20 protein-coding genes are annotated in these 20,479 nt (G+C 31.5%); 16 read left to right on the forward strand and 4 right to left on the reverse strand.

The annotated features are described in order from the left end of the window. Positions 1 to 162: 162 nt before the first annotated feature. The 14 genes from BM246_RS16365 to BM246_RS16430 all read left to right on the forward strand — a co-directional run bounded on the left by BM246_RS16365 (position 163) and on the right by BM246_RS16430 (position 12,065). Entirely contained in the window at positions 163 to 678 is a 516-nt protein-coding gene (locus BM246_RS16365) for a hypothetical protein (protein WP_139221913.1), read from the forward strand. A gap of 122 nt (positions 679 to 800) precedes the next feature. Beyond that, the gene (locus BM246_RS16370; protein ID WP_074939364.1) at positions 801 to 1,406 is read left to right on the forward strand and encodes a hypothetical protein; all 606 of its coding nucleotides are present in this window, start codon (positions 801 to 803) and stop codon (positions 1,404 to 1,406) included. Between the two features lie 167 nt (positions 1,407 to 1,573). After that, complete coding sequence (locus BM246_RS16375; RefSeq protein WP_042503755.1) at positions 1,574 to 1,828, forward strand: Imm17 family immunity protein; 255 nt, start codon at positions 1,574 to 1,576, stop codon at positions 1,826 to 1,828. A gap of 242 nt (positions 1,829 to 2,070) precedes the next feature. Next, positions 2,071 to 3,162: a serine hydrolase domain-containing protein gene (locus tag BM246_RS16380; RefSeq protein ID WP_074939367.1), complete on the forward strand. Its 1,092-nt coding sequence runs from the start codon at positions 2,071 to 2,073 to the stop codon at positions 3,160 to 3,162. Positions 3,163 to 3,394: 232 nt separating this feature from the next. Continuing rightward, complete coding sequence (locus BM246_RS16385) at positions 3,395 to 4,702, forward strand: short-chain dehydrogenase (protein ID WP_074939369.1); 1,308 nt, start codon at positions 3,395 to 3,397, stop codon at positions 4,700 to 4,702. A 410-nt stretch (positions 4,703 to 5,112) separates the two neighbouring features. After that, positions 5,113 to 5,928 (forward strand): alpha/beta hydrolase, encoded by an 816-nt coding sequence (locus BM246_RS16390; protein WP_074939371.1) that lies wholly within the window; start codon positions 5,113 to 5,115, stop codon positions 5,926 to 5,928. Between the two features lie 153 nt (positions 5,929 to 6,081). Next, positions 6,082 to 6,759, forward strand: coding sequence for a hypothetical protein (locus BM246_RS16395; protein ID WP_074939373.1), 678 nt, complete (start codon positions 6,082 to 6,084; stop codon positions 6,757 to 6,759). 162 nt (positions 6,760 to 6,921) lie between these two features. Further along, entirely contained in the window at positions 6,922 to 7,671 is a 750-nt protein-coding gene (locus tag BM246_RS16400) for a hypothetical protein (RefSeq protein ID WP_074939376.1), read from the forward strand. 78 nt (positions 7,672 to 7,749) lie between these two features. Next, complete coding sequence (locus tag BM246_RS16405) at positions 7,750 to 8,136, forward strand: SMI1/KNR4 family protein (protein WP_042501410.1); 387 nt, start codon at positions 7,750 to 7,752, stop codon at positions 8,134 to 8,136. A gap of 21 nt (positions 8,137 to 8,157) precedes the next feature. Further along, a complete protein-coding gene (locus tag BM246_RS16410; protein WP_074939378.1) occupies positions 8,158 to 9,129 on the forward strand; it encodes a hypothetical protein in 972 nt (323 codons plus the stop codon). 173 nt (positions 9,130 to 9,302) lie between these two features. Further along, entirely contained in the window at positions 9,303 to 10,025 is a 723-nt protein-coding gene (locus BM246_RS16415) for a DUF6630 family protein (protein WP_231961872.1), read from the forward strand. Positions 10,026 to 10,241: 216 nt separating this feature from the next. Next, a complete protein-coding gene (locus tag BM246_RS16420) occupies positions 10,242 to 10,868 on the forward strand; it encodes a hypothetical protein (RefSeq protein ID WP_074939380.1) in 627 nt (208 codons plus the stop codon). Between the two features lie 224 nt (positions 10,869 to 11,092). Next, positions 11,093 to 11,587, forward strand: coding sequence for a lipocalin family protein (locus BM246_RS16425; RefSeq protein ID WP_139221914.1), 495 nt, complete (start codon positions 11,093 to 11,095; stop codon positions 11,585 to 11,587). 76 nt (positions 11,588 to 11,663) lie between these two features. Further along, complete coding sequence (locus tag BM246_RS16430; protein WP_074939383.1) at positions 11,664 to 12,065, forward strand: hypothetical protein; 402 nt, start codon at positions 11,664 to 11,666, stop codon at positions 12,063 to 12,065. A 13-nt stretch (positions 12,066 to 12,078) separates the two neighbouring features. Here BM246_RS16430 and BM246_RS16435 read toward each other — a convergent pair whose 3' ends face one another. Further along, a complete protein-coding gene (locus tag BM246_RS16435) occupies positions 12,079 to 12,699 on the reverse strand; it encodes an L-threonylcarbamoyladenylate synthase (RefSeq protein WP_042503747.1) in 621 nt (206 codons plus the stop codon). Positions 12,700 to 12,812: 113 nt separating this feature from the next. Here BM246_RS16435 and BM246_RS16440 point away from each other — a divergent pair, with 113 nt between their 5' ends. Next, complete coding sequence (locus BM246_RS16440; RefSeq protein WP_074939385.1) at positions 12,813 to 13,682, forward strand: alpha/beta hydrolase; 870 nt, start codon at positions 12,813 to 12,815, stop codon at positions 13,680 to 13,682. Between the two features lie 64 nt (positions 13,683 to 13,746). Here BM246_RS16440 and BM246_RS16445 read toward each other — a convergent pair whose 3' ends face one another. Both BM246_RS16445 and BM246_RS16450 read right to left on the reverse strand, forming a co-directional pair. Beyond that, positions 13,747 to 14,415, reverse strand: coding sequence for a hypothetical protein (locus tag BM246_RS16445; RefSeq protein WP_139221915.1), 669 nt, complete (start codon positions 14,413 to 14,415; stop codon positions 13,747 to 13,749). 144 nt (positions 14,416 to 14,559) lie between these two features. Then, positions 14,560 to 16,845, reverse strand: coding sequence for an ATP-dependent helicase (locus BM246_RS16450; protein ID WP_394363855.1), 2,286 nt, complete (start codon positions 16,843 to 16,845; stop codon positions 14,560 to 14,562). Positions 16,846 to 17,075: 230 nt separating this feature from the next. Here BM246_RS16450 and BM246_RS16455 point away from each other — a divergent pair, with 230 nt between their 5' ends. Beyond that, positions 17,076 to 18,623 (forward strand): FMN-binding glutamate synthase family protein, encoded by a 1,548-nt coding sequence (locus tag BM246_RS16455; protein WP_074939392.1) that lies wholly within the window; start codon positions 17,076 to 17,078, stop codon positions 18,621 to 18,623. 56 nt (positions 18,624 to 18,679) lie between these two features. On the opposite strand, the gene BM246_RS16460 is transcribed toward BM246_RS16455, so the two are convergent. Next, a complete protein-coding gene (locus BM246_RS16460) occupies positions 18,680 to 20,440 on the reverse strand; it encodes a hypothetical protein (RefSeq protein WP_074939394.1) in 1,761 nt (586 codons plus the stop codon). Between the last annotated feature and the right edge of the window lie 39 nt (positions 20,441 to 20,479).

Here is a 20,479-nt window from a genome sequence, read left to right on the forward strand (position 1 = left end):
GGTCTGTGAATATTAATAAAGTCCGATAAATATAAAATTTGGCATTTATAGGAGAAAAGATAAAAGCAAAATATTTATATTTAGCTAAGTAATAAACCGAAAAAAAAGTGCTTATCACCAGCCCTACGTTTCTTATACTTAACGTTGTAAAAACATTTAAAAATGCACAAATTCATAACATATCTTTTAATTTCATTTATATCCTTGAGTGTGTTTTCTCAAGATAAATATTTCAAATTACCACAAGCTAAAACCCAAAAACCCACCTACATTTTTAATAAAACAATAATTGGAAGCGAATTATTAATGAAACGTTTGGGATCTTCTAAAGAAGAGATTCTAAAAAAGGTTAATAAAATATCAGTTATAAAAGATAAACAAAGTAGAGGATTTAGCGACTATTATAATCTTACAGGGCAAGGTGTTTTATTTGTGGATTTAAAAGAAAAACCTATAAGCAAATCTCAATCTGAACTAAATGATTTTTTCGGACTGAATAAACAAAATGAAATCTATATTGACGGTTATTTATTAGAAAGTAAAAAATATCGAATATCACTAATTGGAGTTACGGAGATTGAAATTGTAGAGCCAGATAACATAAACGGACTTAAAAGCCAAGTACTGAATATATGGACTTTAGCAAAAAGCGAAAGATATATGGAAAACACAAACTAACCGATATTTTTTTTTGGCTAAGTGCTTAATTAGAAATTTACTATTTTAGTGTAAACTCTAACCTTTTACTTGTGTAACCATGTCTCTTAACGAACATTTTAAAAAATCGAATTACGAATAAAATGAGTGATAATTATATAACTATTTGTACAGTAAAAGAAGTTGAAAACCCAAAAGAATTGAGTGAAAAAATTCTAAAATGGTTACAATCAAATGAAACAATAGAAACTGAATTATCTTACTGCATTTTTAGTATGAGTAACAAAGGTTATAAACCAGGAAACAAACATATAGATGTAATTGGCTCTAACGAAAATATATTAAGACTCAAAGTATGCGGAGTTGAAATAAAAACGGAACGAGAAGTATTTAACGCAGGTGCCTTTACTGCAATGACTAAATTAGAATGCCCAAATTGTATTACCGACAGATTTGAAGGAATAACACCTCAAGATTTTTTCACAGACAATTGTACCGAGGAACAATTAAATAGATTTGATACTGTTTTTCCAGAATTTGACAAATGGACAAATAATGAAAATGCATCTTTAATCTGTCCACATTGTTTAAAAGAAAGCAATTTAATAAATTATAAAACGGACAATTCAATAGCGTTTTCAAATTTTGGATTTACTTTTTGGAACTGGCCAGATTTAAAAGAAGAATTTCTAATGGAATTAAAAGCTAAAATTGGAACAGATATAGTTAGAATGAATGGACACATCTAAAAAATGCACTACAGCTCCCTATAAAAACAATTACTATTTTAAATCTAACCAAAGATAGTTGCCCTTTTGATACGTCTAATTTTCCTGCGAAAAATTCTAGCATGCAAACACAAAACTATACTTACACGGCGCTATTATAACAGTTAAAAGCAACAGATAAAGAAAGAATGGAAGAATTATTCAATCAAGCTAAAGAATTTATGTCACAGAATCCACATTATGGATATTTAGTTGGTTCAATAGTTCTTTTTATCTTTTCCGTTGGGAATTTTAAAAAATGGAATTGGGCAGTTTCGCCTTCAGGATATAGCCAACGTTGGTGGTATAACTTTTTAGGAGAAAAATATTTTAGCACAATTATGGGAATACTATTTTCGATTGGTGCAATAGCTTGTTTTTTGGGTTTCTATTTATCAAATTAATAACTATACTATGGAAAGTGTAAATATTTTTAAGGTAGAGAAATTACTCCAACCCCGTTGTTTTTTAGCTGATAATGAAAACTTAAAAAAGACAATCCCTACAATCAATTTGCCTTTTCGAGAGCGATAACTGATAACTGATAACTGATAAAATATTAATTTAAATTTTCAATAAAACCACTTTATCATAATTGGATTGGCGTTGAAAAAAAGATGGAAAATTATATCTTAAACAGATAATTATGAAAAACATTAAACTTGAAATTTTAAGTATTTTAATTTTATGCATCACAGTAAGTTGTTCGGAAAACACAATCGAAGGTTTTGAATTTGGAGAAAATTTTGACCGAAATAAAATGGATACTTTCTTTTTAGCACTTGAAGAGCAAAATCTTGGAATGGGAAGTGTGGCCATATTTAAAAACGGACAATTAGATTATCAAAAATCATTTGGAGAAGCAGATATTGAAAATAGCATTTCAGCAACACCGCAAACCAAATATAGAACTGCATCAATAACAAAGACGTTTACAGCATCTATGATTATGCAATTAATTGAGGAAAACAAACTCACACTATCAACAACACTTGATACTTATTTTCCAGAGTTACCCAATTCAAACTTAATAACAATAGAACATTTATTGAGGCATAAAAGTGGTCTTTTCAATTACACAGATACCGCATACGGTACTGATATTGTAACCCAACCAGCAACACAGCAACAACTAATTGACTTATTTATAGAGAATGGAACTGTATTTCAACCAAATGAACAAACGCTTTACTCCAATACAAACTATGTTGTTTTAGGCTTTATTATTGAAAGCATAGACCAAAAACCTTATTCAGATGCTTTGAGAGACCGAATAGTAATACCATTGGGTTTAACGAACACCTATAATGGAGAAGCAATAGATACAACTGATAAAGAGGCATTATCCTATAATCCCGAATCTAATGATTGGATATTAGCAACTGAAACAAATACAACTCTTGTGAATGGAACGGGTTCTATAGTTTCAAACCCTGAAGATTTAAATACTTTTTTTCAAGAACTTTTCGATGGCAATGTAGTTTCAGCAATCTCATTGGAACAAATGCAAGCAAACAGTACAGACATTTATGGATTAGGCTTAATAGCTATTCCCTTTTATCAAAAAATGGGTTTTGGCGGCACAGGCCTTTTAGACGGTTTTCAATCTATTTCTATTCATTTCCCTAATGATAATGTTAGTATCTCTATCACTTTAAATGGAGTTTCTATGTCAAGAAACGATATTGTAATTGGAGCTTTAAGTATATATTCTGGGTTAGAATACACTTTACCATAAAATTGAAGCTTAAAAAGAGAATTAATAGATTTAAAACAACAAGAAAATACAAAACAGATTGTTGACTTTTAAGGTAAAAATCTTGATTTAAAATCTAAAATACATAGCCCGAATTTTAATCAAAAAAGGAAGGGTAAAAAAGTTTGAAAATAATTACTATTTTGGCTTCATCAAAGGCCGTTGTATTTTTTGTTATACATAGACCTTACTCAACATTAGTAAAGAACCAAGCATGAAAAAAATAGTTTTAGTCTTATTACTTGTCTTCATTTTTAGTTGTTCTAACGAGAGCAAAACAGATAAAGAATTACTAGAAAACGACAAAAAAGAATTAGTAGAAAACCTAGATTCTTATAAAGTTGCTACTTACAAATTTGGTAAAATACTCATTAGAGCTTCCGCAGAAAAAAACACCATATCGCCAGAATTTCAATCTTTTAAATCTGACCTGGATAGAATATTCAACAAGGTCGTAAAATACGATTTAGATAACCCGGAAAGCCTTTCTATGCTCGATTACATTTCTATTTATCGTGATTATAAAAACATGGAAGATTTTATAATGGAAACCGACGAAGATATTTTTCCAACATTAATAGACGCCTTCAATTTGGCTTATGGAGATTCTATTAGCAAACAAAGAGAATATCTAAAAGGAGAAGATAAAGTATATGTTCAAAATATAGAACACTCCGTTTTAAGCGCCATTGTAATTTTAAGTAAAGATTTAGGTAAAGAAGTATCGCTCTATGAGTGCACAAAAACATACCCAGAATTACTACCAGATTCTGAGATAAAAACACTGTTACAGTATTTTAGAGGATTTTTATTTTTTGAAAAAGGGCTTTATTATTTATCCGAAGATGAAATTTCTAGAAACATAGACTGGTTAAACCACAACGAAAAAATCGACTTGCCATATACAAGAGCGCTATTTCAATGGGGAAACCTCAATAACGAGCAAACCCATATAGGAATTCATTCTTTAAATCATTTATTTAGAGGGTTTGATAGATTAATGATGGAAAGGGAAATTGATGAAAAACGTGCCATGGAAGATTTTGAAATGTTTTTAAAAGACACCAAGAAAATTGGTTTAGACAATGAAATTGTATGGTCTGTTGAAAGCTATTTATATCTAAAAAATGAAGATAATGAAAAAGCAATTGCAGCCTTAACCAAACTAAAAACAAGCAAATTACTTTCCTCTGGAGACAAAGAAAGAATAGACGAGTCTATAGAGTATGTAAAGAACCGAAAGCCCGGAAAAGTACTCAATGGCGTTTACGACAAGTACTTTTTAAGTAAAATAGCTACAAAATATATGTTTTCAATTTTAGCACAAGTAGATTGGAAAAAAGTAATGAAAGAACAAAATGTGCCTCATACCGACGAAATTTTTAAAACCATCGATAACCTAAAAGTCTTTTTAGAAAACATGGAGAAATACTCTAGCACAGAAAACCTAAAGCAAACTGGAGACGAGATTAAAAATACAGGAAAAAACCTTTGGAACAAAGCAAAAGCGTTAGCCGAATAAAAATAACCTTGGCCAAATACCATCTCTAAATAATTGTTTGGCCCTGCCCTATTCACCAAAATTCTCACACGTTTTCTATATGGTTTTTGTTTGGTCACTTTAACCTTTGAACACGTAATATACATACATCAAGATTAAAGAACCAAATTAATAACATATTCCTAATTTCGCTTTTTGGGCGTTACCCTATCGGGTCAGGCTTTACGTTACAATTCCTCGTTCGTACCTCTCTGCGGGATTTTCACTGCAATCCTTAACGCATGGGCACAAAACCAATGTTTAGTTTACACAGCAACCTGCTAGTAGCTTAATTATTACATTTTATTCATGGGGTTTCCCTTTGGAATTGTATTTTTACTTCTTAATAAGTAAGCTTATACCTTAGTTGTAACACATTAAAAACAAAACTGATGAAAAATAATATTATCTACATATTACTTATAATTCTAACTGTTAGTTGTAAGAATCAAGCAATTGTTTATGACGACCCAATTCCAAAACACGACAGCTTAAAAATAAATTCAAAATTCACTAATGAAGAACGAGTAATAAATATTTGGACACCACCAAACTATGATGGTTCTACAGATAGTTTGACCGTCCTATATATGCCTGATGGTGGAATAAAAGAAGATTTTCCGCATATTGCAAATACTTTGGATACACTAATTAAACAAAATAAAATACCTAATCTTATATTAGTAGGTATTGAAAATACAGAAAGAAGAAGAGATTTATCTGGTCCATCAAACATTGAATACGATTTAAAGTTTATTCCAAATCCAGGAGGAGCTGATAATTTTAGAAAATTCATAACAAATGAATTATTTCCAGAGATTAATAAAAGATATAGGACAACAGATAAAAAGGCAATTTTAGGCGAGTCCTTAGCTGGCTTATTCGTAATTGAAACATTAATTTTAGAACCAAATATGTTTGATTACTATATTGCTATGGATCCTTCCTTGTGGTTTAACGAAAACTATTTAGTAACAAATTTTCAAAAGTTAACCGAAGAAAATAATTATGAAAATAAAAGTCTTTGGTATGCTGGGTCAAGCGTAACTGATATATCCACTTATACAAATAAATTAGAACAAATATTAAAAGATACTAAAGGTGGATTAATATGGAAATATGAAGATGAACCTGAGGAAAAACATAATACAATATTTAGAGCTACAAAAGAAAAAGCGTTGATTTGGACATTTAGCGAAAAAAAATAACGTGTTACAACAATGTATATAAAAAACAGGCTAGATAGCATTAAAATCAAGGGGTTCGGCTTGTATCAAGCTTTGTGTTTAACGGAATTTTTTGTGCTTCGTAATCGCCTACTTTTCATATACTAACCGTTGTAAGCGATTTGAGAAAAACCTATGAAAACACAAAAAGCATTAGATAAATTAATGAAATCTGACAAAGACCATAAAGTAATTTCTGCATTTGCAGGAGTAATCTATGAAAACTCTCTGAATATGCAGATTAATGTTATCGGAGCAATGCACACTTCTAAATGGTTAAAAAATAGAATAAAGCCTTTTTGGACAGAATATAATCACGGAACTAGTGAATGGATAGAAAAGTGTCTTAATAGGGCAATAGATTTTGATTCAGATGATTATGCTGTTTCTGCACTTTTGAATTGTAAAATTCATTCAGTTATTTTGAGTTTAAAAAAAATGAAAATGATTTTTATATCTTCTCGCTATTATGAAGATTTTAAAAATGGAAAAGTAAATGTTTTAACATTTGCTAAAAGTATTGATAAACATTCAAGTAAAGTTTTACCGAAGGTTGTCGAGTTTGGTTGGATCGATGGAACTGATGAGATTATAGATGTTTCTGTAATGCGAGCAATGGTTTTTAACACTAAATATGAATTAAAAAACAAACAAGTTTACGGGAAAAACTACTCAACTAATTTTCGAAGAGCAACATTACCTTATGGAAATTGGAATCTAGAAAATTCAGAAGGATTTGAATTAAGAGAAGAATGGAATATTTTTAATGAACTTAACTCTGAAATCAAGAGTGAGTTAATATTAATTGAATAAAAAACGGCTTACAACAAAGTATAAAAACAATTGCGATTTAGTACTTAATCAAAGGTCGTTACGTGTTTGTAACGTCTGATTTTCCTTCGAAAAATCCTCGGATAAAAACACGTAACTATTATTATACATGAACGTTGTGCTAGATCATAAAAACCTACACTAATGAAAGAAATTTCGATTTTAGACTGTGAAAATTACGAATCTATGCTATCATCTTTAGCTTCGATTTTCACTACTTCTGGAAATGATATTTTATCTTTTTTAAAGTCAACCGATTTAAACGAAATATGGAAAAAAAGCCTAAAAGAAAAATACGCTAACGAATACTTATTTGATGAGTTTCTTAATGAATTTAAAATTAATGAATCTAAAATAATCAAAGCTTACTGGTTTCATAATACCAGAGTTTTGAAAGGTTCTGAATTTAAGGAGGGAATTTTACCACTATCAATAGCAATAAATAAAATAGAAACTCTTATAAATGAGATTATAAAAAAAATACAAATTCCAATAAATAATAATTCTTTGTTAGGATGTTCTGTAATTCAAAATAAATTAAATTCTAAAACAAATCAAGGTCCTTGGGCTTTTTTAATACGTGATTTTGCTTTTGAAAAAGCGGATGGAATACACGACTATTTGAAAAGCCCTGAATTAATTGAAGATATTATATATTTTAAATATCCCGAAAAATATGATTTAATATTCCGTGAATTTCAAAATACAACAGTTAAATGTATAATTAAATTTAAAACAGAAAAAGAATTTCATCCACAAAGACTGTTATACGTTATAAATTATCTCTATAATAAAATAAATGATAAAAAAATGGATTGGAGGTCTAATGCAAACTTTAGTAACAATGGCAAAATTATAAGTCCAGAAATGATTTTAAAAATTGACTACTTATAAAAATAACGAGGCACAACATTGTAAATAATTTACAAAAACGTCAAAACAAATTGAATAAAACAAAAAAATGAAACGAAAATGCCATTTCCAGTAGAAGAAAAATATATTATCGAAACAGAATCGGAATTGAGTGTGAAATTTCCATTCGAATTTAAAAACCGAATGATAAAATCAAATGGTGGAGAAATAGATTCAGGTGAATTTTTCTTCCAACTTCACCCATTTTTTGATAAATCTGACAAAAAAAGAATAAGTCGGACTTGTAATCATATTGGTCTTGAAACAAAAAACGCAAGAGAATGGCAAGGCTTTCCCAAAAATGGAATTGTAATTGGTAATGGCGGTTCTGGAGATTTAATATTTTTACAACATAATGGAAATGGAATTTTAACTGATGAAATTTATTTATGGGATCATGGAGAAATTGAAAAAATAGCGGAATCGATTAATAAACTTGATGAATAACACAATAACACATTCACCTCCATGAAAGCAGAAAAAATAGGCTTCCTTATTCTTAAATATGGCATTTACAGCATTTTAGTAGGCTTAATTTTAATGAAACTCTTTGGCAATTCTTTTGAAGAAATGATTCATAACTACAAGGCTAAAAGAGAAATGGAAATGATTCATTACGGAGGCCCCGTTTCTGAAGTAAATAAGCATATTACAGCAAGAAATAATAAAGTTGAAGAACTCAATAATTTAACAAGTAACCTAGCAAACAAGATAAACACAATTCTATACTATACAAACGACACAACAACAATACACTCTGCGTTAATACAGGCGAATAGAAAATATAGTAGTAATTACACCAATCCTTACCAAATTGGTAGAAACCATATTGCAGAATCTAATAAAATCATTAAATATATAAATGAATTCGAAGAAAAGATAGATAGTTTAGGGTTCAATATTTTTATTAACAGAGGAAAAGGAAATGAATTTCTTACTAATGTTTTTCAAAACAAATTAGGTAGTGAAATACGCATTAAAAACGTTAATGAACAAGATAGTGTAAACAAATATAAAGTTATAGAACTTCATTATTATCCAGATAGAACAAAACAGCGTTTAATAGAGCGAATAAAAGAAAGAGAGGTATCATGGTTTGCTGCAGTTGGATCTACGCCTGAAAAAGAAATAGCATTATTGGATGAAATACAATATTCTATTGCCATTTTTACAGAAAAAGAACTTCAAGAACAAAAACTAGAATTTCAAGGAATTAAATCACTTTTAGCTCCAAGACTAAACCTACCTAAAAACAGTACATTCTACTTTAGTTGTTACAATAAAAAACTAGACAGCCTTACCTTTGTAAAAAAAACAGAACTTTTTGAAACTATGTTCTTAAAAAAACAACATAATATAAAAGGTGAAATTAGATCTGTTAAGGTAATATTAAATCAAAATAAAGACTCAATATCAACTATAGATAATGATGGGCTATAGTTAACAAGGCTTTTCATTACACCTCCTGGCTCGTATCTCTCTGCGAGATTTTTATTTTAGCATCGTAGTAGCCTAATTATTACAAAATTCTTTATGAGTTCCGCTTTCGAAATTGTATTTTTACTTCTTATTAAGTACGCATATACCGTAGTTACCAGTAATACAAGAACACTATGAACAAGAATAAAATATTTTATATAGTTATATTTATTCTCTTAACTTCTTTCATTTATCTCTTTATTAACTTTGAGTTAAAAATTTGGATTTTTTGGGGAATTGTACCTTTAGTTATATGGATTATAAATAAAGATGTTATTACTGGTAATAAATGGTTTCCTAAAAAAGAATCGATGAAAAGTTCTAATTCTCTTAAAACTCAAAAAACTTTAGAGCAAATAATTACTGAATTACCTAAACTAAAGCAAATTGAAAAAGAAGGCTATATTGAGTTATCAGAATTATGTTGTTCAAAAGAGGTTCAAAAAAAAGTAATTCCTTTTCTTGAGGACTTAAAAGATTTTTCAAACGAAGAAGAGTATTTAACTACATTAAATTTTGTAATGGAATATTTAGATAACAATAATATCTTTTTTATTATGTCTCTTGATTGGAAACAAGATGTGGAAACATTAAAGTGGAGAATAGAAAATTCATTACAGAACAATTTCAATCTCTTTGTTGAATTACCTGATTTAAATAATTATTCGGACAGAACATCTGTCTCTTTTGATAATATATTTGAAGATTTTGACAAACCTTTAAGAAAAAAAGGAAAGCAAATAGGGTTTATTGATACTAAGAGTGATGAATATGTTATCATAATTCATGAAATTATTGATAGAGAAAAAATTATTGAGACAGTTAGTAAAATCGGATATAACTATTTTGACAAATAAAGAACTACTGGTACAATGGCTATAATTAATACGGGTTTTGGTGCTTAACCCAAAGTTTAGAGCTTTTAAGCAAGTCCGCCAAATCAAAAAGATTTGGCTTCATAAAGAAAAAGATAAAACAAAATAAAAAGTTTTAGCTAAGTGCTTAATCGAAAGTTCAGTACTTTTAATTCCCGTACTAACCATAGCCGAGACGTTGGCAGTAATTAGAAAAAAATGACAAACATAGGAGATTTAAGTGCAGATGGTTATGGGATAATGATATTTTCACCAGACGTTTTTTGTGATTATTTAAAATTAAAGAAATGTCGGGCAAAGAAATACATATCATATTTTGACAAAAATAAAGAGTTCTTTCATCAAACAATCAAAGACGGAAAAATTCTTCCAATATACCAATTAGCATCATTTGAGTATGAACTATTTGTTTCTGTAAATGAAAGTGAAATGAATATTCCAAAAGATTATTTAAAAGTGTATGAATACAATGGATTCTATATCGAAGTTGGAAAAGAAAATAAATTGTGTTTTTCAAGTTTTGATTTTATGGAATATGAATCAAGTCTAATAAAGCAAAACATAACTGAAAAAAGTGATTTAACTCCAAGTGGACCTGAAGGAATTCTAGAGAAGTATAATACATCTCTTGGTTTAGAAATTGAAGAAGGAATATACTCCTTAGATATTATTGGACTTAAAAGAAAAAATGAATTAGAAAGAGAAAGTAAAAATTTTGGTTATTTAATGCGTTTAACATTAGGTGAAAATATAGAAAATGACAATTTTCTGAAAGCTGATAATGATAATTGCACATTTGATATATTACAGTATGAAAAGCAATAACTACTGCCAACAAGGTATAAAAAACATAGGGCGTTTGTGATAAACCGAAAGGTCTGTACATATTAATGAAGTCCGCTAAATATAAAATTTGGCGTTTATAGTAGAAAATATAAAAGCAAAATATTTATATTTAGCTAAGTAATAAACCGAAGCGGAAGTGCTTATCACCTGCCCTACGTTTCTTGCACGAGACGTCACAAACAATTTAACCCAAGTTATACCCAATGAAGAAACTAAAGTTATTGATTGGATTTTTAATTGGATTTATCATTTTATCCTGTTCAAATGCTGACAGTTCAGGAAATCAAGACCCAATAATTGGAAACTGGAAACTTGAATCCGTAACAATACTTGATTTAAATGAAATCCTAATATCCGAAGAACCACTTTCTGAATGTGAAGAAAGAAATCGTATGATATTTTATTCCAACCAAAGTTATACTTTCTCAAAATTTAATGAAGATATAAACGGAGAGTGTTACGATTCAGTTCAATCGATTTCTGATGGAAATTGGTCTTATAGTTCAATAAACAGTTATCAAATATCTGGCATTGTATCTTTTGGAATGGTTTTAGCTAATTTAAGTCAGAAATACGATGAAATGATTTTATCAAATAATAACAGTCTTTTGACCGTCAGAAAAGAAAATCATTTTTTTGATGCTGCAGGTAATTTAATTACAGGATCAATATTAATCGAAGAATATTCAAAAGAATAAAAACTAAAAAAAGAGTTACAGACTATCAAATGTGAATATAGAATAAACGAAAAATAACTAAACAAACCACCAACCCATGAAAAATTCAAACCATAAAAAAAACTACTATATTTTAATTCTCATCGCGTTTATTATTTTTAGCTGTAATTCTGGTAAAGAAAAATGTATAATTGAAGAAATTGAAAAATCTACTGATGATACAGCCATATCCATAAGAAAACATGAAGTTACTAGTTTTGGTTCGAGTTTCTCTTATTCCACGAATTCTAATGATGAGGCTCAGGAAGTAAAAGACGTTAAAATAAGTTTCAGCAACGAACCACTAAGTGCTATACTAGAAAAATTAGAATACCCGTACAATAAAGCCGACCTTAAAAAAGACCCAATATTGAACATTGACTATTACAGAGAAAACATAACCAAGAAAAAAGCTATTAAAGACATCATTTCTAAATTAACAGAAACGTACCAGTTTTAAAAAAGAGTATCAATTAAAAAATATCTAAACTCCCCTTACCTTCACGAACAATTATAGGTTCACCATCAGAAAGGTCAATAACTGTAGAAGCCTCGTTATCACCATAACCACCATCGATTACTAAATCGACTAGGTTATCCCATTTTTCCAAAATTAATTCTGGATCTGTGGTATATTCCAAAACAGCATCTTCATCATGTATAGATGTTGATATAATCGGGTTTCCTAGAAGCTTCACAATATCGAGCGCAATAGCATTATCTGGCACACGAATACCAACTGTTTTTCGCTTTTTAAACGGGTTTGGTAAGTTTTTAGAACCTGGTAAAATAAATGTATAAGGCCCAGGAAGCGCACGTTTAAGTATTTTAAAAACAGACGTATCAATTTGCTTTACGTAATCACTAATATTACTTAAATCGTGACAAACAAACGAAAAGTTAGCTTTTTCGAGCTTAACACCTTTAATACGTGCAATTTTCTCTAAAGCTTTAACGTTAGTAATATCACAACCTAAACCATAAACAGTATCGGTTGGGTAGATTATGAGTCCGCCGCGTTTCAAAATAGCGACTGCTTTTTCAATCTGTTTTGGATTTGGGTTCTCCTCATAAATTCTTAAAAATTCAGCCATAATAACTATCTTGCGTTACATTATTTAACGCTACAAAGTAAATATTATTTTTAACATATAATGAAGTAGTTTAAAATACTTCAATTAAAGCTTTTACAAAAAACATTATTTATATGAAATTTCTTAAAATTTTATCCATAAACCTCTTGGCGGTTATAACTATTTTAAGCTGCTCAGAAAAAATAGAACCTATTGCCACAGCTGATATCTTAGACACGACTTTGGAGTACGAAGAGTTAGATATAGTATATGGTGATGATGAGAATCAAACTTTTGATTTATACCTGCCTGCCGATAGAACCGTAGATACTAAAATTATAATATTAATACATGGTGGTGGTTGGTCTGCTGGTGATAAAGCAGAAATGGATCCGTTAAAAACACTTTTAATTCAAGACTTTCCAGATGTAGCCATAGTGAATATGAACTACCGTTTGGCAGATAGCAATAACAAGCCTTACCCAATGCAAACTAATGATATTAGCACGGTAATTAGATATTTAAAAACGAACCAAATAAAGCTTTCTATTTCCGATCAGCTTGGGTTTATTGGAGCAAGCGCTGGTGGGCATTTAGCCTTATTATGGGCTTATAGTTTTGATACCTTACAAAAAACCAATATGGTTTGTAGTATTGTTGGTCCAACAAATTTAACCGATCCTAATTTTGCTTTAGCAGCAGAAGAAAGTAGTGAATTAGATGCTTTTTTAACCTTGTTTGGAGAAGATCCTACCGTAGAATATTTAGAAGAAGTAAGTCCGTTACACCAAGTAACAGCTAATGCACCTGCAACTATTTTGTTTTATGGCGGACAAGATCCATTGATACCAATAAGCCAAGGAGCAGATTTAAACGAGAAACTATCTAAACTTAACGTTACCCACGAGTACACCCTTTATCCCGAAGCTGGACACGGCTGGACCGGAATAGAGTTTATAGATACGTGGACCAAAATAAAAGCATTTACCATAGATAACTTATAAACTAAAAAAGGCTAAAATTCAAATTTTGAATTTTAGCCTTTTTTTTTATTCTATACTTATTTTATTAACGCATGCCACCACCTGGAGGGCCACCTTGTCCGCCGCCACGAGACATTCCCGAATCACTATTATTATTCGATTCTGGTTCTTCAATTAATTCCGATTTTACTTTTGCTTGATATTTAAGCCATTTGCCATATTGCTTTTCGCTTAAAATAGATTCCAAATGCGTGTTTAATTTTCCTTCGGCAACTTTAACTTCTTTTTTAGCAGGATCAATTTTTTGTTTAATTTTAGCACGCTCCGGATCGTCTTTAGAGTCATTAGAAGAGGTATCGCTTCTATCCATTCTAGAACCACTTTGGTTCTGACCACGACTAGATTGCATTGCTTTCATTTTTGCATTAACATATACATTTAGAGTATCAAAATTATCCTTGTTTAAAAGTGCAATTTCGTTAACACGAATATTATACTTCTCGATTGCCTTACGCACCTTTAAAGTTAAATCTTTATGTTTTTTCTTAATTTTAATCTTCTTAATAGCAGCTTCATCATCATAATTAAAAATACCTGCTACTTTAGCCGCATTAAACTCTACCATTTTTGGGCGTTCTTGGCTACTGCTCATACTTCTGCCACCACCTGGAGGGCCACCTTGTCCGCCACCACCTGGTTGGGCATAAATAAAACTAAAGCTTAATATGCATACTAATACTAAAAGAATTCTCATATCTATTTGTTTTTCTATTGTTTTAACTTTAGATGCTAAATAACAAAATAACATGCGCTGTTAGGATAATTTTAACGAATTATAAACATAAAAAAGCCTTTTAAGAGGACTTAAAAGGCTTTTTCAAATTGTTTAAATAAACGGTTAACCAATAACATCTAGTTTAGCAAAACGTAGTAATAATTTTTTAGTACCTCCATGCTGAAAACTAATTTCGGCTTTAATATCGGCACCTGTTCCTTCAATTTTCTTTACTTCACCTGTACCAAAACGAATATGTTTTACAATATTACCAACAGCCAATTTACTATCAAATAAGTTAGTATCATTGCTGGTTTTAGCCATAGGCTTTAAATTTTTAGGTGTAGTCACCTGGAACTTATCAGAAGAAGATTTTGTTGGTCCTCCTTTTTTAAGTACGGCTTGTTTTGCCGGCTTAAATCTTATTTTCCCAGAACTTGTAGGTTTATTTTCTGAAACATCACCAAATATTTTAGAATCTAGCATAGGGTTAAACCTGCGCTCTTCTATAGGCGTTACAATATCAAGATACTGCTCATCTATTTCTTCTATAAATCTACTCGGCTCAGAATCTACCAATTTACCCCAACGGTATCGCGATAAAGCATAGGTTAAATACGCTTGTTTTTCGGCACGTGTTAAGGCTACGTAAAACAAACGGCGTTCTTCCTCGAGTTCGCTACGCGTATTCATACTCATGGCGCTTGGGAATAAATCTTCCTCTAAACCAACAATAAATACATGCTGAAACTCTAACCCTTTTGCTAAGTGAATCGTCATTAAAGCAACGTGATCGGCATCACCTTTATCGGAATCCATATCTGTAGACAAGGCTACATCTTCTAGAAACTCGGCTAAATTACCTGTGGTATCGGCTATTTCTTTTTGGCCTTCCACAAAATCCTTCATACCATTGATAAGTTCCTCTATATTTTCAATTTTAACAACACCTTCGGGCGTATTATCCTTTTTATATTCGGTAATAATACCTGCTGTTCGTGTTACGTATTCTGCTAACTCAAAAACATCGGCCGTTTCATTTAATACCTGAAACGTTTCTATTAAAGTAACAAAGTTCTTAAGCTTAGTTTTTGTTCCTGCATTGATTTTAACATCGGTTTTATCGATATTTTTCATCACCTCGAAAATAGAGCGTTTGTAGCCATTGGCCGAAACAATCAATTTATCTACAGTAGTTTGGCCAATACCACGGCCTGGGAAGTTTATAATTCGTTTTAAAGCTTCCTCATCGGCAGGGTTAATAATTAACCTTAAATAAGCTAAAACATCTTTAATTTCTTTCCTTTGGTAAAAAGATAAACCACCATAAATTCTATAAGGAATATCACGCTTTCTTAAAGCATCCTCTATAGAACGGGATTGTGCATTAGTACGATACAAAATAGCAAAATCACTATTTGGTAACTGCTCGTTCATTTTAGTTTCCCAAATGGTACTCGCAACATAACGCCCCTCATCTCCATCAGTAAGCGATCGGTTTACTTTTATTTTTGGTCCTTCATCATTGGCTGTCCAAACTACTTTATCTAGTTTAGTTTCATTTTTATCAATAATGGAGTTTGCTGCGTTTACAATATTTTTTGTAGATCTGTAATTTTGCTCTAGTCTAAATTCCTTAACATCATCATAATCATTCTGAAAATTTAAAATGTTACTAATATTTGCACCACGGAAGGCATAAATACTTTGCGCATCATCCCCAACCACACAAATATTTTGAAACTTATCAGATAACGCTCTCACTATTAAATATTGCGAGTGGTTTGTATCCTGATACTCATCAACCAAAATATATCTAAATCGGTTTTGATATTTTGCTAACACTTCCGGAAAACGGGTTAAAAGCTCGTTAGTTTTCAATAATAAATCATCAAAATCCATGGCACCAGCTTTAAAACAGCGATCTACAAATTCTTTGTAAATATCTCCCATTCTTGGTCGGCGTGCCATAGCATCGGCTTCTTTCAATTCGGGGTTCTGAAAATATGCACGAACGGTAATTAAACTGTTTTTGTAAGATGAAATTCTAGAACGTACTTGCTTGTATTTATAAAGATCTTTATCTAGACCCATTTCTCTAATAATAGAAGAAATTAATCTATCGGAATCTTGAGTATCATAAATAGTGAAATTTGACGGGTAGCCTAGTTTATCGGCTTCCATACGTAGAATTTTAGCGAAAACCGAGTGAAAGGTTCCCATCCATAGGTTTTTCGCTTCGCTATTTCCTACAATAGTAGCAATACGTTCTTTCATTTCCTTTGCCGCTTTATTGGTAAAGGTTAACGACAAAATATTAAACGCATCAATACCCTGACTCATTAAATATGCTATACGAAAAGTAAGCACACGTGTTTTTCCCGATCCTGCGCCGGCAATAACTATCATAGGGCCATCCTTTTGTATGGTTGGAGCTAATTGAGCCTCGTTTAACTTAGCTAATTGCTCCTGTAATTCCCTCTCTAAATCCTTTTTCAAATCCTAATTCATTTTAAAGCGTGAAATTAACCATTGTTCAGCATTTTCTAAGTCGGAATTATTAAAAATTATGAACAATTCACTTAAATATTTAAGTTTTAAATATCTTTACGTCTAAGTTATTCAAATAAAAAAAACATATGTTAGATTTTCTCGGAACAATTTCATGGTGGGTGTGGGTACTAATAGCACTAGCCATTGTAGCTATTCGTGATGTATTGCAAAAGCACCACACTATAAGTCATAATTTCCCTATTGTAGGGCATTTACGCTATTGGCTGGAAAGTATAGGGCCAGAAATGCGCCAGTATTTCGTAGCAAATAACCGAGAAGAATTACCGTTTAATAGAATTGAACGTGGCTGGATTTATGCCTCTGCAAAAAACGAAAATAACTACGAAGGTTTTGGAACTGATAGAGATATTTTCCAACACCAGCACTTTTTTGTAAATAATGCCATGATGCCTCATGAAATTAAAGACGAAAATCATCCTAATAAAATTGACAAATCGTTTTTACCATGCGCCAAAGTTATGGGTGAATTCAATAAACGAAGAAAACCATTTCGTCCTGCTTCTATTATAAACGTATCGGCCATGAGTTTTGGTTCACTTTCTGCAAAAGCAGTAGAGTCTATGAACAAAGGGATAAAGCTTGCCGATGCTTACCACAATACAGGTGAAGGTGGTTTATCACCTTATCACAGTCATGGTGGTGATGTTGTGTTTCATTTTGGAACAGGTTATTTTGGTGTGCGTAATGCCGATGGTGGATTTTCTTTAGAAAAACTAGTAGAGTTGGTAGAGAAAAAACCTTTTATCCGTGCCATAGAGATAAAACTTTCTCAGGGTGCAAAACCAGGAAAAGGTGGCGTATTGCCAGGCGCAAAAATTACTCAAGAGATATCTGAAATTCGCCATGTTGAAATAGGGAAAGATGTGCTTTCTCCTCCAAACCACAAGGCCTTTTCTAACGTACCAGAAATGGTAGAGTTTATCGAAAAAATTGCCGAAGCTACAGGTTTACCTGTAGGTATAAAAGCAGCTATTGGTAAATTAGACCAATGGAAAGAGCTTGCAGATATTATGCAAAAAACAGGTAAAGGACCAGATTTTATTACCGTAGATGGTGGTGAAGGTGGTACTGGTGCTGCACCTCCAAGTTTTGCCGATCACGTATCACTACCATGGGTTTATGGTTTTTCGGATTTATATAAACTTTTTAAAGACAAAGGATTAAGCGAGCGAATTGTATTTGTCGGTAGTGGAAAATTAGGTTTTCCGGCAAAAGCAGCTATGGCATTCGCTATGGGTGTAGATTGTATAAATGTTGCCAGAGAGTCTATGATGAGTATTGGCTGTATACAAGCGCAAGTTTGCCATACTAACCGCTGCCCTACCGGTATTGCTACACAAAATAAATGGTTGCAAAATGGTATCAATCCAGAATTAAAAGCACAACGTTTGGCACAGTATTACAAAACATTTAGAAAAGAATTAATAGAAATTACTCACGCTGCGGGTTACGAACATCCTTGCCAGTTTAAAATGACCGATATAGAAATTAATATCGATGGTAACGACCTCGCAAAAGACCTCAGCCGTACGTATATGTACGAGAAAACAAAAGTCCCTTTCAACGGGATGCAAAGCCTAAAAGATTGTAAATATCTAGGAGGCGTAAAATAAAAAAAAAGCCATTTCTTTAAAAGAAATGGCTTTTTAATTTTAGGATCAAGATCTCATTAATTATCTCTTAATACATGTATTGTTATTGAAAGGGTTCTTATGTTTCCTGATAAATCTGTATAGGTTCCGTTAATGGTTGCATCAATATAATCACCAACATTACCATAGCTCGCCAAGTTTAGCTGTAAACTATTAGCGACATTATAATCTAAGTCTACATTCCCTGCTTCAAAACCAAATTGAGAAAAAGCATAATTTCCAGGCGTTATTGTATCGATTCCAATATAAAACCAATCGGTAATAGGTCCGGTGTTCGATTTTGCATTTATAGTAAAACCTGTTCCTTGCTGATATGCATTTGCATCTATACCTATAACGTAATAATCTACTGGATTAGCATCTACCTGTATACTAACGTATTCTGTTATAGTGTTACACGCTATAATATTACCAACATTACTATTTGTAAAATTGAATGTTAACTCATTTGTTGTTTGAAAACTATCATAATCTACACCTTCTAACGTAAAATCAAGAACAGAAGCACATTGTAATACTGAAAATGAAAACAAACCATTTGTTACTTGAGATGTTGCGTAGAAATTACCATAGTCTAAAACTACATATCCGTTTGTTACGTTAACACTAGAACAATCTACCAAACTCCCTGTAATAGTTGAAGAAACAACCGAAGTTAGTACAATATCACCTAAATTAGTATCTGAAGAAAAAGGACCTATTGTTGTAGTATACTCTAAATCGCTACATTGATTAAAGGCTTTTAATGTTAATACTTCATTTGCAGGTATTAATCCACAAATTTCGCCGTCTCCATTAGTATAACCAGTTCTTGGATAAATAGCACCAGTTCTCCATAACTCCACTTTTACATTAGAAATAGGGCTATTAGCATTGTCTACAATATTTAAGCACAAGTTTACTGTTGGAAATTGAGCATCGCAGTTCCACCAAGAAAAATGAGCAACTTCACCTACGTACTTTCCTCCTACTAATGTAGCAGCACCATCTTCTATCCAATAGCCATTAACCTCATCAAAATGCCATAACGGTATACTTGCTGGCGCTACACTTATTTGAGCAGGATCTACAGGTAATTCAATTTGTGCAAAACTACCATCTGCTATGTTTAATTTTTCTCCAGAATCTCCTTTTAATTCAACATTTATCATACCGTAAGTTTCTAAAACACGCTCTTGTCCATTAGAGTTTTGAGCTTGTAAACTTCCTGGCATTAAATCTTCCACATCAGGATTAGCTGGGTCTAGGTGATATACAAATACCTTAACATTCCCTGAGTATGCGTTTCCGTTTTCATCTTTAAAATCACCATCAAAACTTACTTTTGTTCCATTGGCTAAATAAACCTCACTATTACTTCCAGAAGCCACTGTACCGGCTAAATGCTCTGCAACCAGCATAATTTTAATTTGGTTTGTACCAGAAGTTGGCACTACCGCTCGCATACCTTTTAAATAACCCGATTTTTCGGCTGTAATAAATGCTTGATTTTGGTTTACATCGGTATTATTAATAATAAACATTCCGTTTTCGTCTGTAGAAGCCGCTTTACCTCCTATTGTAATGTTTACATTTTCTAAAGGTAAATTTGCTTCATCAACAATTCTTCCCATAAAATCTCTTTGAATACTAGAGCCTAAATCTAAAGTGGCTTCGTTGTTTTCTCCAGGATCTAAAGAAGAATCGTTACTATCATTTGGGTTGCATGACGTAAATAATGTGCTTAGCACTATAACTAGGCTAAGGATAAATCTAAAATTTTTGCTTACTATTTTCATAATTTAAATGTTTAAGTGTTCGAATTTTATTGCTTATAC

The organism is Algibacter lectus (genome assembly GCF_900112395.1).
GTDB lineage: Bacteria > Bacteroidota > Bacteroidia > Flavobacteriales > Flavobacteriaceae > Algibacter > Algibacter lectus.

What these genes read in the sequence shown, in the direction of transcription:
- BM246_RS16395 (WP_074939373.1), top strand. Translation starts at nt 6,082, where the DNA reads ATGAAAACACAAAAAGCATTAGATAAATTAATGAAATCTGACAAAGAC.
- BM246_RS16440 (WP_074939385.1), top strand. Translation starts at nt 12,813, where the DNA reads ATGAAATTTCTTAAAATTTTATCCATAAACCTCTTGGCGGTTATAACT.
- BM246_RS16430 (WP_074939383.1), top strand. Translation starts at nt 11,664, where the DNA reads ATGAAAAATTCAAACCATAAAAAAAACTACTATATTTTAATTCTCATC.
- BM246_RS16450 (WP_394363855.1), bottom strand. Translation starts at nt 16,845, where the DNA reads ATGATAGTTATTGCCGGCGCAGGATCGGGAAAAACACGTGTGCTTACT.
- BM246_RS16405 (WP_042501410.1), top strand. Translation starts at nt 7,750, where the DNA reads ATGCCATTTCCAGTAGAAGAAAAATATATTATCGAAACAGAATCGGAA.
- BM246_RS16390 (WP_074939371.1), top strand. Translation starts at nt 5,113, where the DNA reads ATGAAAAATAATATTATCTACATATTACTTATAATTCTAACTGTTAGT.
- BM246_RS16425 (WP_139221914.1), top strand. Translation starts at nt 11,093, where the DNA reads ATGAAGAAACTAAAGTTATTGATTGGATTTTTAATTGGATTTATCATT.
- BM246_RS16375 (WP_042503755.1), top strand. Translation starts at nt 1,574, where the DNA reads ATGGAAGAATTATTCAATCAAGCTAAAGAATTTATGTCACAGAATCCA.
- BM246_RS16455 (WP_074939392.1), top strand. Translation starts at nt 17,076, where the DNA reads ATGTTAGATTTTCTCGGAACAATTTCATGGTGGGTGTGGGTACTAATA.
- BM246_RS16380 (WP_074939367.1), top strand. Translation starts at nt 2,071, where the DNA reads ATGAAAAACATTAAACTTGAAATTTTAAGTATTTTAATTTTATGCATC.
- BM246_RS16385 (WP_074939369.1), top strand. Translation starts at nt 3,395, where the DNA reads ATGAAAAAAATAGTTTTAGTCTTATTACTTGTCTTCATTTTTAGTTGT.
- BM246_RS16415 (WP_231961872.1), top strand. Translation starts at nt 9,303, where the DNA reads ATGAACAAGAATAAAATATTTTATATAGTTATATTTATTCTCTTAACT.
- BM246_RS16435 (WP_042503747.1), bottom strand. Translation starts at nt 12,699, where the DNA reads ATGGCTGAATTTTTAAGAATTTATGAGGAGAACCCAAATCCAAAACAG.
- BM246_RS16445 (WP_139221915.1), bottom strand. Translation starts at nt 14,415, where the DNA reads ATGAGAATTCTTTTAGTATTAGTATGCATATTAAGCTTTAGTTTTATT.
- BM246_RS16370 (WP_074939364.1), top strand. Translation starts at nt 801, where the DNA reads ATGAGTGATAATTATATAACTATTTGTACAGTAAAAGAAGTTGAAAAC.
- BM246_RS16400 (WP_074939376.1), top strand. Translation starts at nt 6,922, where the DNA reads ATGAAAGAAATTTCGATTTTAGACTGTGAAAATTACGAATCTATGCTA.
- BM246_RS16365 (WP_139221913.1), top strand. Translation starts at nt 163, where the DNA reads ATGCACAAATTCATAACATATCTTTTAATTTCATTTATATCCTTGAGT.
- BM246_RS16410 (WP_074939378.1), top strand. Translation starts at nt 8,158, where the DNA reads ATGAAAGCAGAAAAAATAGGCTTCCTTATTCTTAAATATGGCATTTAC.
- BM246_RS16420 (WP_074939380.1), top strand. Translation starts at nt 10,242, where the DNA reads ATGACAAACATAGGAGATTTAAGTGCAGATGGTTATGGGATAATGATA.
- BM246_RS16460 (WP_074939394.1), bottom strand. Translation starts at nt 20,440, where the DNA reads ATGAAAATAGTAAGCAAAAATTTTAGATTTATCCTTAGCCTAGTTATA.